Below are 16,040 nucleotides of genomic sequence, written 5' to 3'. Positions count from 1 at the left end.
CCGCATACAATTCCGCATCACAATAAATCATCGACAAGGTAAAAAGGCCGCACATTACTAGCCGTCACTATTGAGCATGTTGCGTTTTTTCATTTGAGGTCCGAGAGCCAAGCGACTATTCAGCTTTGACGTTACAAACTGAGTACTAGAAGACTACAGCTCCCAGCCCTGGCGATACTCCCGCCGAATGTACTGTTCTGCTTCAGGGCAGTTCGTGGCTTGTAGAGATTGATGTTCCCACTGAAGCTCTTGACCTACACGATAAGCAACATTTCCTAATAAAACAGTCTCAGCCAGTGCACCGGAATAGTCGAAGTTGCAGGTTGTTTCTCCGCGCATCTTGCAGGCCTCGATCCACTCCTGATGATGGCCAATTGAGGCGGGTATTGGCTCGACTGGCGTTGCGATCACGCCGTCTTGTTCAGAATAGATTCTTAACGTGCTGTAGTCAGCCAATAGTCGACCTTGGGTTCCTTCGAAGAGAACTGCCGCGTTTTTTTCGTATTCTTCCGATCCTTCCGGCCTCAAGGTACCGTGATACCAAGTAAGATGAACTGAAGATAGATTATCTCGCGCAGGGAACTGGTAATCGACTCTGAGATTATCGGGTACTTCATTGTCGCCAATATATGTCTTTTCGCCTTGAGCTCTGATCGACTCAGGGTTTCCTAGTTTTAACGCCCAGTAAGGCAAATCTATGTAATGGCATCCCAAGTCGGCCAAGGTTCCGCCTCCAAAATCCCACCAATAACGCCAGTTAAAATGGAAATGTGACAAATCAAAGGGTCGCAAGGGCGCAGGACCAATCCAAAGATCGTAATCAATATGCGCTGGTGGTGTCCCACTTGGTGAACGTTTGCCGGGCTTCGAAGAATTCGGGTGCCAGATGTGAACACGATCGACTTTTCCAATCGCACCGGCTTGAATCAACTCGACCACACGCCGATAGTTATCGGTTGCATGAATTTGCGTTCCCATCTGCGTAACGGAGCCTTGCTTTTTAGCCCAATCTCGCATTTGCCGGACTTCCCATACACTGTGAGCCAGAGGTTTTTCGCAGTAGACGTCAAGACCTAACTGAAGAGCCGAGACAACTGGAATGGCATGAGTATGGTCTGGCGTTGAAACTACGAGGGCGTCGAGCTTTGTTGAATCAAGCAACTGGCGGTAGTCTTTGAAGAGTTTTGCATGGGGAAACTGCTTTGCGGCAAAGTGGAGTCGTTCGTCATCAATGTCGCACAGCGCAATGATGTTCTCATTTGCTACTCCATCAAGATTCGCCTTGCCTCGCCCATCCACTCCGATGACGGCTATGTCGAGTTTTTCATTGGGCGACTTTGAATCGGGTCGAGTTGATTCTGCCCGCGATAAGCAGGCATTTTCTGCTAAGGGTACCGAAATGCCTGCCGCGATGGCGCGGCGCAGAAAATCCCGCCTCGACTGGGAGCATATGCTCATACTCGTCCTCCTCGTCCCAGACTTCATGTATCAAGCGGTGAAATACTGAATTATTCTTTTTTGAGTCAATTGCGATCAATTTGTAGGATCAAAGCTTGACTACTATTCTAAAGTGCATTACTGTAGAAAGATAGTAGTATAATCGGATTTAATGTGGCGGCCTTGAATCACTTTGCTTAGTCCCACTAGCCTCATGCATGGGGAGTTGTGTCGCAGTGAGAACGCCATTCCGACTTGTTATGTATTTGCCCGATTTGAAGCGATCAATGATTGGCTCTGTCAGGCAAACCTATTCACACCGAGACTACGCGGTAGTTCATCTTATCTGTGGGTTACTTGGAGTTCGTGTTATGACGAAATGCAAGCCAGTAACAAGAAAATGCGGTTTTACCCTAGTTGAACTCTTGGTCGTCATTGCGATTATCGGCGTCCTGGTCGCGTTGTTGTTACCCGCCATACAGGCTGCCCGCGAGGCGGCCCGGCGGTCGCAATGCACAAACCACCTCAAGCAACTTGAGCTCGGGCTGCAAAACTACCATTCATCTTTCAATGAATTTCCCAGTGCCACCAATCCGGAAAAAGGTGTGCTTCAAGGATTTGGTCATTCCTGGTTCGTGATCGCCTTGGCGTACATTGAGCAATCCAATCTCTATGAGCAGTTCGACAAGACGGGTGAACATAGTCCACATACTGGTTGGGTAGGTAACGGTGGCAATCTGTATAACCGACAATTGCTCGCGGGAGTGCCCTTAGATGTGATTCGTTGTCCTTCTAGCCCGGTGATCAAGTTCAGTCAAATCCGCCCCGAAGCAGGCATGTTGCCCAGTTATGCGGGTGTCTCTGGAGCCTGGAATCACGAAAGTGCAGTTGATCATGGCAGCAACCCCTACGGCAACCCAGGTTGGGTTTCTAAGGGGGGAACCCTGGTTGCCGCAGAGCATATCTCGATTGCTGAGATTACGGATGGGACTTCGAACACCTTGTCCATTGTGGAGCAGTCGGATTGGTGCAAAGACGAAATCGGAGAAGATGTTTACTGCACGGCCGACTGTGAGCACGGATTTAGCATGGGTTTTGGAAATACCGATGTAGCCGAACGAACTTTTAATGCGACAACGGTTATGCACAGCGTGGGAGAAAAATCGGCCACTGCGCTGAGTGTGGGAGGAAATTGTGGAATGAATTCCCCAATTCAATCGGCACATCCAAGTGGTGCCTTGGCTGCCTTTTGCGATGGATCCGTCCACTTTCTCAGTGACGATACCGACATTCAGACTCTCTATAATCTGGCCAATCGTGACGATGGGCTCGTTGTCTCCATTCCCTAGCACCAAATGAGGACAAGCTCAAATTAGCATGAATCAATCCGGTGATATCAATCGAGCCAAATATTCAAATCCCTCAGTGGAAAACTTCCACTTCGCGTCCTGTTTTTACGTGAGATTGATTCTTGTTCCAACAATCCTTTGTCTCGGTTGTGCCCCTCCAAGGCCTCCGCTGGGCAGAGTCTTTGGCACGGTCACTTATCAAGGGGAGCCATTTTCAGAGGCAGAGCTTCTCTTCAGTAAGGTGTCGGGTGGAGTTAATGTGATCATAGAGCTTGATAGCGGTGGGAGCTATGAAGTACGCACAGCCGGGCAGCAAGGGCTTCCCCCGGGCGAGTATCGGGTGGCTCTCCGTACCCCGAAGATCGAGGCACCCGTTGGCGAATCACTATCGAGAGTGCCTCCTCGAAAGTATCCAGAAATCCCGCCTCGCTACCGAAGGCTAGAAACGAGCAATTTGACCGTTACAGTGACCAATGGGGAAAACCAGCTAGATATTGATCTTAAGCCTTAGGGACTTCTCTCTTCCAGGGTTAGGAAGGACATAAGCTGTTTATCCGATAAGAAGTTGCATCAAGAAGCAACGCTGCCAGCAGCCATGACAGAGGTCTAGAATTTGGAAGAAGCGTGCCTGTTTCAACACGAAAATCGAATAAATGATTGCAATCCACATAATCGTATGATAGTATAATCTTTGCTGATTGAATCTTGCACCATTGTTACGTATCTGAAAGGGGGGAATTCGTTGGGTTTGTAACTTGATCTTCTTATCTTTTCGAGAATCACACTAACTTTGTTTTGCATAAAGGAAAGTTCTCATGAAACGAATGCTATTTACTCTCTTGGCCCTGGCTATCGCCATGGCTCCAAGTGTTTCCTCCGCTGCATTGGTCGCAGCACTTGATTTTACTGATAGCGGCAGTGCCTGGACTGTCATCGCGGATGATCCCGGACTACCTCTCGTCTATGAATTGGATGGAGATCCAACGAATGTTGGTATTGCCCAGGATACGACTAACTCTGGGCAATATCGGTTGTCTCAGGAGGTTTTTGCCCCAGCCGGCTTCACGATGTCGAACATCATGGTGACGTTCGAGGCTTCAGGATTTAGCTCGTGGGTAATGGATGGTCGACTCGGTTTGCATGATGAGCCTGAGTATGCTCTGGCCTCTGATTACTCAGGCCGCGGAGGCGTCTCTGGTGATGGAGTAGTGGTGGATGCGGCCAAATCACTAGATGCATCCGGTGACCCAGATTACACCGGTGTAGATAGTGTCTTTATCAATGTTGAAATAGTGAAGGGTCTCGCTGGTGTATGGCAGGCAAATAATGTGCGCAATATCCAGGTTTTTGCTGATCTGAATCCGATCCCAGAGCCAGCCAGCTTTGTGCTTTTGGGTTTCAGCGGATTATTCGCCTTGGTGCGTCGACGTTAGTGGAGAGCAACTGGTGGTCGAGTGTCTTTCGGCGGCTGCACTCGATCACTAAGTTGAATTAATAGATCGCTTAGAGGCTTACCAATTCCCGACTCCTGGTAAATAGGGGCAGAACCAGGGGGAGGGACTTTGGCCTCCTCCAGCAGAGTCAGACGAGCTGGACTGCGAGATTCGACAATGATCCACGAAGCGTGACAAGTGATGCGAGCAGGCTAGAGGGTGAATGTATACGAGTTAAGTTTGAATTCTACTAAGTGTTTGACCCACTGTTTATTGGGGAATGAATTCATGAAGAAATTCTTCTATGTTGTCTGCATAATACTATTAGCCAATGAGCGTCAAGCGGTCTTGTTGGCTGTAGAGGTTGCTGCCCTAGACTTTACGAATGGAGGTAGTGCTTGGACAGTGACAGAGCTTGACAATGGGCTACCTCTAGTCTTCGAGAAGGATGGCGATCCGACAAAGGTTGGTTTTGCTCATGAGAGCACTTTTCCTCCGGTTGAGGAGCAAGGTACAGGAAACTATCACCTGATGCAGGAGGTATTTGCACCCACCGGATTCACTATGTCGAATATCGTCGTCGAGGCCGCAGGGTCAGGATTCAGTTCGTGGCTCATGAACAGCTATGTTGGCTTTGGGCTGTCGGATCAAATGTATCCCGAAGAGATTGAAGTGGAAGACAATTCATTTAACTTCTTGCCTGATACCTATGCTTGGTCAGCTGACAACTGGGGCAACGTGCTTGGTGACAACAACTACAACGGGAACAATGGAACGGTTGTGGTTGATTTCCCAATGGTCAATAACGGCATACCGGGAGAAGACTATTTAGATGCCACTGGCGACGCTGATTTCAGTGGTTTGACCAGCGTTTGGGTTGGCGTGAAACTTCTCAAAGGCCTTGCCCATGTCTCGCAGCAGGTAGACATTAGCCAGATAAAGCTCTACGCGGACTTGACGGAAGTCGTCAATTCGCCCGGCGACTTTGACGGCGATCTAGATGTCGATGGTAATGATTTTCTTCTGTGGCAACGTGGCCAATCGCCAACTTCATTGAGTCCAACAGAGTTGATGGCTTGGCAAGACAACTACGGTGATAGCACACCATTGACTGCTAATGTTGGTTCGGTCCCTGAACCTGCTAGTCTCACAATCTTGGCCCTGGCAGGATTGCTAATAGGGACACGATGCTGTCGTTGAAATGGGGTGTTGTGAGGATATGCAAGTGAATAATCAAGTAAACAGAGAAAGCGTCGCCTGTACTGACAGAGTATTGTTACATATTTAAACCACCACTTGTCCTGGAGAAAAGACATGAGAAATCTTTTGATTATTGTTTGCACGATGTTGTTAGCTAGTGAGTCAGGCTCAGCATTGGCCGTGCAAATCGCGGCATTGGATTTTACTAATAACGGTAGTGCCTGGAATATCACCGAGCACACAACCGAGATCCCTTTGGTATTTGAAAAGGATGGCGATCCGACAAAGATTGGGTTCGAACACCCGAATACTGACGGAAGTGGACATTACAGCCTAACCCAACAGGTGTTCGCCCCAGCCGGCATGTCGATGACGAACATTCGCCTGGAGGCATTAGGATCCGGTTACAGTTCTTGGATTATGGACGGTCGAGTTGGTTTTGGCCTTGAAGAGAATTTGAACCCTTTGCAGTACAAGTATGGAGCAAGTGCCAACAACTTTAAAGATCCAACGATTCCAGGGGATCCAGGGAATAACGGCACGGTGGTGGTCGACTTCCCCTTGTTCTTGGACACGACCATCGGTACTGGATCCCCTCCAGAACCTGGATTTACTCCTACACCTAGTATTTGGGTCTCTGTAGAAGTGGTCAAACTGCTTGGCCATGTCTCACAGCACGCTGATGTCAGCCAAATCGTAATCACGGCCGATCTGACGGCAATACCTGCTGGAGACCTCAACGGCGACCTTAGCGTCGACGGCCAGGATTTTCTGGACTGGCAACGTGGCCTTACAGCGCCCGCTCTGGATCCTACTGCACTGGCTGAGTGGCAAACTAATTACCCTTCCAGTTTGGCTGTCAATCTTGGAGCAGTTCCTGAACCCAATAGTCTAGTGCTGGTTACATTCATGACAGTCTATTCTATTGCGTTTCACCGCAGAAATTCTCAGTAAAGATCTAAGCCTTACCTAATAAGAGATGAAATTATCCTCAAGGCAGTGGCGTTCGAAGTGGATGAGAGATCTGGTAGTTGGTTGTAGAGAAATTTCGAGTATTGTTATGGTGTCGAACATGAAATTGTTGTTCTGTTTGCTTCTGCAATTGAGCGGTAGTTCCTGCTGCTATGCGGTTGCAGATTCGCAGAACCAAACCGCGTCCGTTCCGATTGAGATCGGCACTCAACTGCAACTTTTCCTTGACGACAAGATCATCGACGAGACTCAGAATGTCGATTTGAAGCTTAATAGCCCACGACGTGCTGAAATTGCGATTAAGCTCGACATGCCGTGGGAAGATAGCACGCTCTACGACCCAGTAGTCATTCTCGATGGCTCATTGTATCGGATGTGGTATCGGGCTAATTTCAATTCTCCTCCTTATTACACGGGATATGCGGAAAGCGAAGACGGTATTCATTGGACGAAGCCTTCCCTCGGATTGATCGAATATCAAGGTTCTACGGATAATAACTTGGTGTGGGTTGGAGACCACACTCAACCTGAAGGTGGACCAACCGTATTATGTGTCTTCAAGGATGACAGCCCTACGGCTCATGCTGATCAGCTTTATAAGGCAACGGGTTACGCCTTCGAGCGAGGGCTTCAAGGCCTGGTGTCTCCAGATGGCTTGCACTGGCGATTGCTGCAGAAGGAACGGGTAGTGCCAGCGGTGGGAGAATTTGACACTCATAGCATTGCGTTTTGGGATGCCGCTCGGGAGCAGTATGTTGTCTACACCAGGGGATTTGAAGCTGAAGATGGCACCGAAGTGATGCGTGCAACTCCCTATCTCGAAGAACACTCTGAGATGCCGATCCGACGAATCCGCAGGACGGCAACGAAGGACTTCCGCCATTTCACTGCGCCAAAGTTCATCGAAGTTACGAATCATCAAGGCACGGATAATGAGCATCTTTATAAGAATGCGGCGACCCCCTACTACCGCCGTCCCGATATTTTGTTGATGTTTCCCAAAAGATTCGTTGAGCACCGCAAAGGAGACGAATGGCCTCTCACTGGTATTTCTGACATCGTGTTTATGTCCAGCCGTGATGGAATTCGATGGGATAGACGCTTTGGTGAAGCGTTCCTCCGCCCAGGGAATGATCCACTGAACTGGCACGAACGGGCTATAGAAGTAGGACCGGGGCTAGTCCCCACGGGTTCAGTAGAGATGTCTTTGTACTTTGTAGAACATTACCGCACAGACTCCGTGCACATCCGCCGAGGTGTCTTGCGAGTTGATGGAATAGTCTCTGTCCACGCAGGCTATCAACCGGGCGAGTTCGTAACTCGTCCGATTGTCTTTGAGGGGAATCGTCTGATATTGAATTTTGCGACCTCTGCAGCTGGTTCGATTCAGGTTGAAGTGCTGAATTCAGAGGGACAACCGGTGGAAGGTCTGTCATTGGCCGATTGTCCTGAACACTACGGTGACGACATCGAACGTGTTGTCACCTGGGATAGTGGATCCGATTTGAGCAGGGTGGCCGGTCTCGCCGTTCGATTGCGATTTGCCATGAAGGACGCTGATCTCTATTCATTGAGGTTTTCTGATTAGAAGGATAAGGAATGAGGAATTAATAAGCAGCTCTTCTAATTCGAATGTTGTTGCCAACATGTCGTAAGAATACTCTCTATGTGGCTGAACTAGATATTGGTAACATAGTCGTACTATTAGGCCCAATGTAGGCAATACACATTTTACTCAAGCAAGATGATTACAATCATGCAAAGCCTTGTAAAACAAAATGACAACGACTCACTAGCCGACAAGTTGGCGAGTAAGATTCGTCGAAAGCTCCAAGCAAAGCCTTTTCGCGATGGCGATATTTTTATGACGGAGGCTCAGGTCGCGACTGAATTTGATGTGTCGCGCACTATCGTACGTGAAGCTGTAAGTCGTCTACGCGCCCTGGGAATTTTAGAGGGACGCCAGGGAAAAGGCCTTGTTGCTCGTCGGCCGGATCTGATTCGATTGATCTCAGAAAGCGTCCCCTCACTCGCTGGTTCAGAGGACGATTTTCGTGAGCTTATTGATCTGCGCTACGTACTGGAGGTAGGAGGAATCGAATTGGTAGTGGCGAATGCGACGCCCGCTCAGATTGATAAGTTAGAGAGTATTGCCACGAAGTTTGCTGAAGCGGTCAAAAGTGATATGGAAACCGCCAAGCAGATTCAGTGGGACCTCCAATTTCACACTCTGCTATTGGAGATGACCCATTCGACGCTGGTTTCCGGCTTAAATAAAGTGCTTGCGAGGTTTTTCGAGTCACATGCTGTCCGCAATTTGTCATCAAATGACCTGAGTAGTAAGAGTGCCAGGAAAAAACAAGAATCTACAGCAAAGCAGCACTTTGAATTGGTCTCCGCGATCCGAGCTCGCGATGTAGAACGCTCACGTTGCGCTATCACAACGCATATTCATTGCTATTTAAGACACCATGCCTTAGTCAATCAACCCGTGGAGAGCCAGCTTGCTGAAGCAGTAGATTAATCCCCCTCCGTTTTCGATGCTGCACCACGCAAAAAGCGGAGAATAGTGGTTTGGGTTACAGCTATTCTGCTTCTTGCTCTACCAATCATGGATAGCGTCCCTTTCTCGATTTTGTCATCTATCTCCCAGCGGGGTCTCCAATCGGTCGACTACATCGTCGTGCTAGTCTACTTTGTGGGCACTCTTGCTGCGGGTATTTATTTCTCTCGACAACAACATGAGGGCGAAGACTTTTTCGTCGCTGGGCGCAGCATGCCATGGTTCGCGGTAGGCCTTAGTCTAATCGCGTCGCTCATGTCGACGACCACCTATTTAGCAGCGCCAGGCGAAGTGCTGCGATATGGATTGACGTTGATATTCGGTTGGCTGGCGTTGCCGTTGGCTTTCTTGGTCGTCAATCGCTTGTGGATTCCGTTCTTTATGAGGTTGAATATAACGAGTATTTATGAATATCTCGAATGGCGATTCGGTCTCGTTGCTCGCTTACTGGGGGTGGGGCTATTCACGCTGATCCTGAGACTGTTTTGGATGGCCACGATCGTGCTGACTGCTTCGAGCGCGGTAGCGCAAATCACCTACCCGAGCTTAGAGCAGCAATTTGCATGGCATCCCAGCCTCGAACAATGGACACTTACGGTTCTTCTTGCGGTGGGAATTTCGGCGACGATCTACACCATGCTGGGAGGTATAAAGGCCGTCATTTGGACCGACGTAATCCAGTTTGTCGTGCTCATGTCCGGTTTGATTATCACGCTACTAGTCGTGGCGCTCGATACGGGAACGGGCCCTATAGATTGGTGGAATATCACGACAAGTTCTGCCGTTGAGGGCCACGCACTCCCTCCCCTGGCGAGTTGGGATATTACGGAACGAAATACCATTCTATTCATGATGCTTAACATGTTGTTTTGGTACAGCTGTACCTTTATTGGCGATCAGGTTGCGGTACAGCGATATCTTACAACTCCTTCTGTGAAAGCAGCTGCCCGTGGCAACATTGTAAATTTCATGGGTGAATGTGTAGCCTTCATCTTGCTTTCTATTTGCGGGATGGCTTTGTTGGCGTATTACTCAGATCCACGGTTTCAAGTCGAGATTGTCGAGGGCGTTGTCGATCCACGTAATCCTCTCGTAGCAGATAAAGTGTTTCCATATTTTATTGCCAACGGGCTTCCCGTAGGTATGTCGGGGCTTCTAGTCGCTGCGCTCTTCGCGGTGGCTATGTCGAGTTTGGACAGTGGAGTGAACTCGGTGTCCACGGTTTTGACAATCGATGTTTTTAGACGTCTGGACTTGCCTTATTACCGCTGGGGCGATCTTCGGTTAGCACGGATATTAACTCTAATTATTGGGTTCTTTTGTACTTTTGCAGGCTGGGCGCTGCTCTACATTCCCGAAAGTTACAACATCATTGGTATTACTTTTCGCACATTTAATTGTGCATTAGGCCCTTTAGGCGCTATGTTTGCTGGCGGCATGTTTCTGTCCCACGTCGGACAAAGAGCAATAGTACTTAGTACAATTCTGGGAATTGCACTTGCGGTTTGCTGTGCTTGGCACGCCGAATTGCTGTGGTTTCTTGGCGATACAGAATTCAGCTCTTTGGAGCTACATCTAGCGAATAATCGCGGCTTGAGTCCGTTTTTGATAACGCCGATAGCAGCAACGTCCACCTTCTTGATGGCGGGACTATTAGGATTATTCTTACCCATTCGCGATCCCCAGAAAGCGGTCCGCTATTCATGGAAAGCAGTCGTATCAGGCGACCCGAACCCTACGTAGTGGAGAACAAGAGCTTTAATTGGTTATCAGTAGAATAGTAGTATTCAGGAGAATCTAAGAGAGAAGAGAATTATGAGAACGTCAAAGATCCAGGCAATTGATGTACATGGGCACTTCGGCAAGAATTATTCACCCGATATTGGCCAATTATTGTCGGCTGATGCGGCAACAGTTGCCAGACGCGCGAAGGAAGCAAACATCAAGATCACTATTGTTTCACCTCTGGCAGGTCTTATGCCACGCGGGCAAGCGGATGTATTTCAAGCCAATGAGCAAGCTGCGCAGATCGTTTGTCAAACGGAAGGACTCAAACAATATGTTATCGTCCATCCTAGGCAACCAAGAACCTATCACCAAGCAGCAGAGATGCTGTACCAGCCGCAATGTGTGGGTATCAAAATTCATCCAGAAGAACATGTCTACCCGATCGTTGAATTTGGCGATGAACTTTTCGAGTTTGCTGCTCAACACGATGCGACGGTTCTCGCCCACACAGGTGATGTTAATAGTCACCCCGCCCATTTTGTCACCTTGGCAAATGAGTACCCCAATGTAAAACTTATCCTGGCACATCTCGGCAATGGAGGGGCCGCAGGCGGTGACCCAGGTTTACAGGTTCGAGCTATTCAAAAGAGTCGGCAGAACAATGTTTGGGTCGACACCTCTAGCTCACGCTCTATTGTACCTGGGCTCATCGAATGGGCTGTGAGTGAGATCGGTTCTGATAAGATATTGTTTGGCACTGATACTCCTCTGTATTCTACAGCGATGCAGCGCGTTCGCATTGATAGCGCTGAGATTTCGGATGAAGACAAATACAGTATTCTCTGTGATAACGCAGAGCAATTGTTTTCAAATTCTCTAATTGAGAGTGATACACAAAGATGCTGACAATAGATACATTTGTAGGGCCGTGGGCCGGCTTGCCAGTCGCTTGGACCGATGACGACTGCTTTGATGAAGCGACCTATCGTGCTGATGTGACCCGCTGTTGTGAAGCTGACATACCTGGTGTGTACAGTGGAGGTACTTCTGGCGAATTTTACGCGATGGAGTTTGATGAATTCAAACAGGTAGCAAGAGCGACGGTTGAGGCCTGTCACGCTTGCAATACACCTGCCATGATAGGGTGTACCTCTACCTATACACTTGGTGTAATAAAGCGCGCGGAATATGCCGCCGAACTCAGCGCCGATGCAATTCAGATCGCCCTGCCTTACTGGATGGAAGTTGATGAGAAGCAACTTGTCCCTTTTTTTCAAGCGGTCAGTTCTGCTTCAAACGCGCTACCTCTTTCGATCTATGAAACGACAAGGGCTAAGCGAATACTGACGCTCCAGCAACATCTGCAAATCAAGGAAGCAGTCCCCAACTATCTCATGGTAAAGTCGAATGCGAAGACTCTGGGAGTTTCTAAGGAAGGTTGCCAAGCACTTTCAGAAATTGTCAATGTGTTTGTCGACGAAAGCCTGTGGTCGGAGCTAGGTCCATTTGGCGCACGCGGAAGTTGCAGTGCTTTGGTTTACTGGAACCCGCGGATCATTCTGGATATGTGGTCAGAACTCGAGAATAGAAGCTGGAGTAAGGTCGATCGATGGCATAGGAAAATCAGTGCGCTTCATCAGTTTTTGTTCGAGCGATTCGGTCCGAGAGGATTTACTGATACAGCTTTCGATCGCCTGGGGACCAACGCGAGTGGATTTTTAGGGCTTAGTTTGCGAAGCCGAGGACCCTATCCATCTGCCACCCAACAAGATGCCATCGAATTAAGAGCCTGGTGCAAGGACCATTTTCCGGAGCTGCTGGATCTGGCAACAGATCATTGTATACAAACCTCCTAGCTCGATAGTTCTACTAACGGAAGACTTTGCCAGGATTCCAAGTCCAGTCTTATTTCGCATGTCAATTCACTTAAGAACGAATGTCCTGCTTTCAGTGATTGTGTCTTTGTTGGGGTGCTCAGGCCACTCTCCGACTTACTATCCAGTCACTGGCGAAGTGACGGTAGATGGCAAACCGATGGTTGCGGGGACCGTAGCATTACGATCCGATGGGGCCCCCGGTGTTCAAAGTCCCTATATAGCCACGGGCAAAGTGACCAACGGCAAGTACGAGATTTTTACAGGACAGCGTATAGGAGCCTCGCTAGGATTCTACAAAGTATTGGTGACCTCGACGAACTATTCAGGCAATCCGGAACCCCCTACCGGGGGCACAATTCCAATGCCAAAGTCGCTGATTGATCCAAAATATGGCCAGCTAGGCCAAACTCCTTTGTCTTTTGAAGTGGTAGCTGATCCCGAAGCAGGTGCTTACGACTTAGAAGTTTCAGAATGACCCCCGGGAGGCAAGATGATGCGACAGTTGTGCATGCCGTCTCTACGATTTGCGCTCTCAGGTGTGGTCGCCTATGTTGCGATCGGGATGATTCTGGGTTGCAGTGAAGTCGAAATCATAATTCAACATGTTCCAGTAAGGGGCAAAGTGCAAGTGGATGGTCAGCCTGTCCCGTCGGGAACGGTCTCATTCCGCCCTGATGCCGAGCGAGGTAATCAAAGCATGGAACAGCCCGCCGGAATGCTCCAGGAAGATGGCCGCTATAAGTTGTTTTCGGCAAACCAGGAAGGAGCACCGCCAGGTTGGTATCGTGTGCTCATCATTGCAGATAATTTTCGTGTGGTCGATCCACCAACATCACCTGTATGGCCTGAATTTCCTGAAGGGTACCTGCCAAAAGCACTCGTCAACCAACGTTATCTTTATTTTCATCAAACGGATCTACTGGTCGAAGTCAAGGAGAATCAAGATCCTGATGAGTATGTATTGAGGTTGAATCCATGAGAATCCCAACAAAGTATCGCTTCTCTAGACCCCTACATGGTTTCACCCTCGTAGAACTTCTGGTCGTAATTGCCATTATCGGAGTCTTGGTTGGCTTGCTACTGCCGGCGGTCCAGGCTGCGCGCGAAGCGAGTCGACGCGCGCATTGTTCGAATAATCTTAAACAGATCGCCTTGGGACTACATTTACATCTTGAAGCGAATGGCCATTTTCCAAAGACAGTTTATGGAGGTTATGGAACTACGCCTCCAGGGGGAGGTTACAAAGCAACTTCGATGAATTGGAGTTTCTTGGCTTTCATTTTGCCTTATGTTGAACAGGCGCCTCTCTACGATGCCGCACGAATTGGCGACGGTGTCGGCGGTTATCTCGAGGGCCCCAGTAATCTGGAATTCGAAATCCCTGATTTAGTTCCCGGCACGATAAAAAACTCTGGCGACGAAAACACCGGAACTGCAATTAGTCTGTATCTTTGCCCTAGTGACGAAGGAAGTTCGGTTGGAGTCTACCGAGACACGACGATCTACATGAAAGGAAAGGGGCAGTCGAACGGAACAATGGCAGGGATCACCAACTATCATGGATGCGCAGGGTCGATGAGCCCGTGGCAAGCGCCCTACAACAATCCCGGCACAGAAGGACCCTCCCCAGGCTTAACGGAAGACCACCCCTGGCACAATCATCCGTTTCGAAATGGAGATGGTATCATATTTCCAAATACTTATCTCAAGCCACGTAGGGCAGCAACTATCATCGATGGAATGAGCAATACAATGCTGCTGGGAGAGGACGTATATGGTCGAAATTTTCATGGACACAATTGGGTCCATTCTGTTTGTTCGTGGCGACTTGCCAATTGTCCTGTCAATTTACGCGACGAAACGGGCCAATTTGCAACTCATTTCATCGATTTAGGTTTCTATAGCCGGCATCCCGGAGGTGCAAATTTTGCCATGGCTGATGGAGCTTCTCGGTTTCTTTCTGAGGACACCGCCCTGGGAATAGTACGAGCTTTGGGCACACTCGCCGGCGGTGAGGTCGTCCCTAACCCTTGATCGCCGATACTTTGCCGACTACACGATCCTCGTCCATTTTATTTATCCAAAATGTGTTACATGGACTAGATTGACATGAGTAAAGATAGATTGCAGATTCCTGCCCAAGAGCTGTATCAGCGAGCCAAGCGAATGATTCCGGGGGGTTCGCAACTTCTGAGCAAGCGACCCGAAATGTACGCTCCAGGTAGTTGGCCTCCATATTTCGCGAGGGCGAGTGGCTGCCGGATCACAGACCTGGAAGGTTGTGAGTACTTGGACATGACCACGACAGGGATTGGTTCCTGTTTGCTAGGGTATGCAAATCCATTTGTGAATGCTGCCGTCATAGAACGCATCCAACAAGGCTCAATGTGTTCGCTCAACGGCGTTGAAGAAGTTCAACTAGCGGAGCAATTAATTGCGATGCATCCATGGGCCGATCAAGTTCGTTTTAGTCGCACCGGTGGAGAAGCAATGGCCATCGCTGTACGCATTGCTCGTGCCGCAACCCAACGCGATGTCATCGCTTTTTGTGGCTATCATGGCTGGAGCGATTGGTACTTGGCTGCCAACCTACCCAATCCAAATCCTGCAAACTCGACGCTAGCCGACTCATTGGCCGATCATTTATTGCCTGGACTATCTCCAAGCGGTGTTCCGCGGGGTCTGGGAGGTACTGCCTATCCATTTCGCTACAACAACCTCAAGGAATTGAAGCGTATTGCAGAATCTCACGGCAGATCTTTGGCGGCCGTGGTTATGGAACCCTTCCGATCACAAGATCCGCAACCTGGGTTTCTAGAGGGCGTGCGTGAGATTTGCGATCATGTCGGAGCGGCCCTTGTTTTTGACGAGATTACATGCGGTTGGAGGTTTCATCTTGGTGGCATCCATCTCAAGTATGGAGTAGAACCCGACATTGTAGTTTTTGCGAAAGCACTTGGGAACGGACATCCAATAGCGGCTGTCCTGGGTAAACAACAAGTGATGGAGTCCTCTCAATCCACTTTTATTTCAAGTACCTTTTGGACAGAAGCTGTTGGGCCAACTGCTGCATTAGCTACGATTCAGCAGATGAAAAAAGTCGATGTCCCTGCCCACATTAAGCAAATTGGGGAACTATTCTCCCGAGGTGTCAGAAATCTTGGAGCAGAGCATGATGTCCCAGTTGTTGTGTCTGGCCCGGCAGCCCTAACCCACCTTAGTTTCGATCATCGCGAATCTGCCGCACTGACGACGTTGTTGACCAAGAGGATGATTCAACGCGGATTTCTGGTTAGTAGCAGTTTTTACCCAAGTTTGGCGCACGAAAGTCACCATGTCGAGCAGTTTCTAAGTGCAGCGGATAACGTGTTTTATGAATTGGCGGAAACGATACGACTAGGCGATGTTTCAAATCGTTTAGATGGTCACGTTAAGCACAACGGGTTTTCTCGATTGACGTAGAGATTCTATAAAACTTTAA

Annotated in this window: 15 protein-coding genes; 14 read left to right on the top strand and 1 reads right to left on the bottom strand. The window is 48.9% G+C overall.

Going from position 1 to position 16,040, the window contains the following annotated elements; genetic code table 11:
• Positions 1 to 153: 153 nt before the first annotated feature.
• The gene (locus Pr1d_RS03290) at positions 154 to 1,458 is read right to left on the bottom strand and encodes a Gfo/Idh/MocA family protein (RefSeq protein ID WP_148072193.1); all 1,305 of its coding nucleotides are present in this window, start codon (positions 1,456 to 1,458) and stop codon (positions 154 to 156) included.
• A 350-nt stretch (positions 1,459 to 1,808) separates the two neighbouring features.
• Here Pr1d_RS03290 and Pr1d_RS03285 point away from each other — a divergent pair, with 350 nt between their 5' ends.
• From Pr1d_RS03285 to Pr1d_RS03220, 14 genes are all read left to right on the top strand, one after another.
• The gene (locus Pr1d_RS03285; RefSeq protein WP_168205030.1) at positions 1,809 to 2,786 is read left to right on the top strand and encodes a DUF1559 domain-containing protein; all 978 of its coding nucleotides are present in this window, start codon (positions 1,809 to 1,811) and stop codon (positions 2,784 to 2,786) included.
• A gap of 28 nt (positions 2,787 to 2,814) precedes the next feature.
• Positions 2,815 to 3,297 carry a hypothetical protein gene (locus tag Pr1d_RS03280; protein WP_148072191.1) on the top strand — a complete coding sequence of 161 codons (483 nt, stop codon included), beginning with the start codon at positions 2,815 to 2,817 and terminating at the stop codon, positions 3,295 to 3,297.
• A gap of 304 nt (positions 3,298 to 3,601) precedes the next feature.
• Positions 3,602 to 4,219, top strand: a complete 618-nt coding sequence (locus Pr1d_RS03275; RefSeq protein ID WP_148072190.1) for a PEP-CTERM sorting domain-containing protein — start codon at positions 3,602 to 3,604, stop codon at positions 4,217 to 4,219.
• A gap of 288 nt (positions 4,220 to 4,507) precedes the next feature.
• The gene (locus tag Pr1d_RS03270; RefSeq protein ID WP_148072189.1) at positions 4,508 to 5,419 is read left to right on the top strand and encodes a hypothetical protein; all 912 of its coding nucleotides are present in this window, start codon (positions 4,508 to 4,510) and stop codon (positions 5,417 to 5,419) included.
• Between the two features lie 114 nt (positions 5,420 to 5,533).
• Positions 5,534 to 6,373, top strand: coding sequence for a hypothetical protein (locus Pr1d_RS03265; protein ID WP_148072188.1), 840 nt, complete (start codon positions 5,534 to 5,536; stop codon positions 6,371 to 6,373).
• 118 nt (positions 6,374 to 6,491) lie between these two features.
• Positions 6,492 to 7,979 carry a glycoside hydrolase family protein gene (locus Pr1d_RS03260; RefSeq protein WP_148072187.1) on the top strand — a complete coding sequence of 496 codons (1,488 nt, stop codon included), beginning with the start codon at positions 6,492 to 6,494 and terminating at the stop codon, positions 7,977 to 7,979.
• Between the two features lie 168 nt (positions 7,980 to 8,147).
• Positions 8,148 to 8,915: a FadR/GntR family transcriptional regulator gene (locus tag Pr1d_RS03255; protein WP_168205029.1), complete on the top strand. Its 768-nt coding sequence runs from the start codon at positions 8,148 to 8,150 to the stop codon at positions 8,913 to 8,915.
• 87 nt (positions 8,916 to 9,002) lie between these two features.
• Positions 9,003 to 10,697: a sodium:solute symporter family transporter gene (locus Pr1d_RS03250; protein WP_148072185.1), complete on the top strand. Its 1,695-nt coding sequence runs from the start codon at positions 9,003 to 9,005 to the stop codon at positions 10,695 to 10,697.
• Positions 10,698 to 10,769: 72 nt separating this feature from the next.
• Entirely contained in the window at positions 10,770 to 11,588 is an 819-nt protein-coding gene (locus Pr1d_RS03245; protein WP_148072184.1) for an amidohydrolase family protein, read from the top strand.
• A complete protein-coding gene (locus Pr1d_RS03240; RefSeq protein ID WP_148072183.1) occupies positions 11,582 to 12,538 on the top strand; it encodes a dihydrodipicolinate synthase family protein in 957 nt (318 codons plus the stop codon). Before Pr1d_RS03245 ends, Pr1d_RS03240 begins: the two co-directional genes overlap by 7 nt.
• Positions 12,539 to 12,596: 58 nt before the next feature.
• Positions 12,597 to 13,034, top strand: a complete 438-nt coding sequence (locus Pr1d_RS03235) for a hypothetical protein (RefSeq protein ID WP_148072182.1) — start codon at positions 12,597 to 12,599, stop codon at positions 13,032 to 13,034.
• 15 nt (positions 13,035 to 13,049) lie between these two features.
• The gene (locus Pr1d_RS03230) at positions 13,050 to 13,538 is read left to right on the top strand and encodes a hypothetical protein (protein WP_148072181.1); all 489 of its coding nucleotides are present in this window, start codon (positions 13,050 to 13,052) and stop codon (positions 13,536 to 13,538) included.
• Complete coding sequence (locus Pr1d_RS03225) at positions 13,535 to 14,593, top strand: DUF1559 domain-containing protein (RefSeq protein ID WP_148072180.1); 1,059 nt, start codon at positions 13,535 to 13,537, stop codon at positions 14,591 to 14,593. Before Pr1d_RS03230 ends, Pr1d_RS03225 begins: the two co-directional genes overlap by 4 nt.
• A gap of 75 nt (positions 14,594 to 14,668) precedes the next feature.
• Entirely contained in the window at positions 14,669 to 16,021 is a 1,353-nt protein-coding gene (locus tag Pr1d_RS03220) for an aminotransferase class III-fold pyridoxal phosphate-dependent enzyme (RefSeq protein ID WP_148072179.1), read from the top strand.
• The last annotated feature ends 19 nt before the right edge of the window (positions 16,022 to 16,040 follow it).

This window comes from Bythopirellula goksoeyrii (assembly GCF_008065115.1).
Classification (GTDB): Bacteria; Planctomycetota; Planctomycetia; order Pirellulales; family Lacipirellulaceae; genus Bythopirellula; species Bythopirellula goksoeyrii.
Note: the sequence above shows the minus strand (reverse complement) of the source record. Positions and strands in the feature narration are given on the sequence as shown.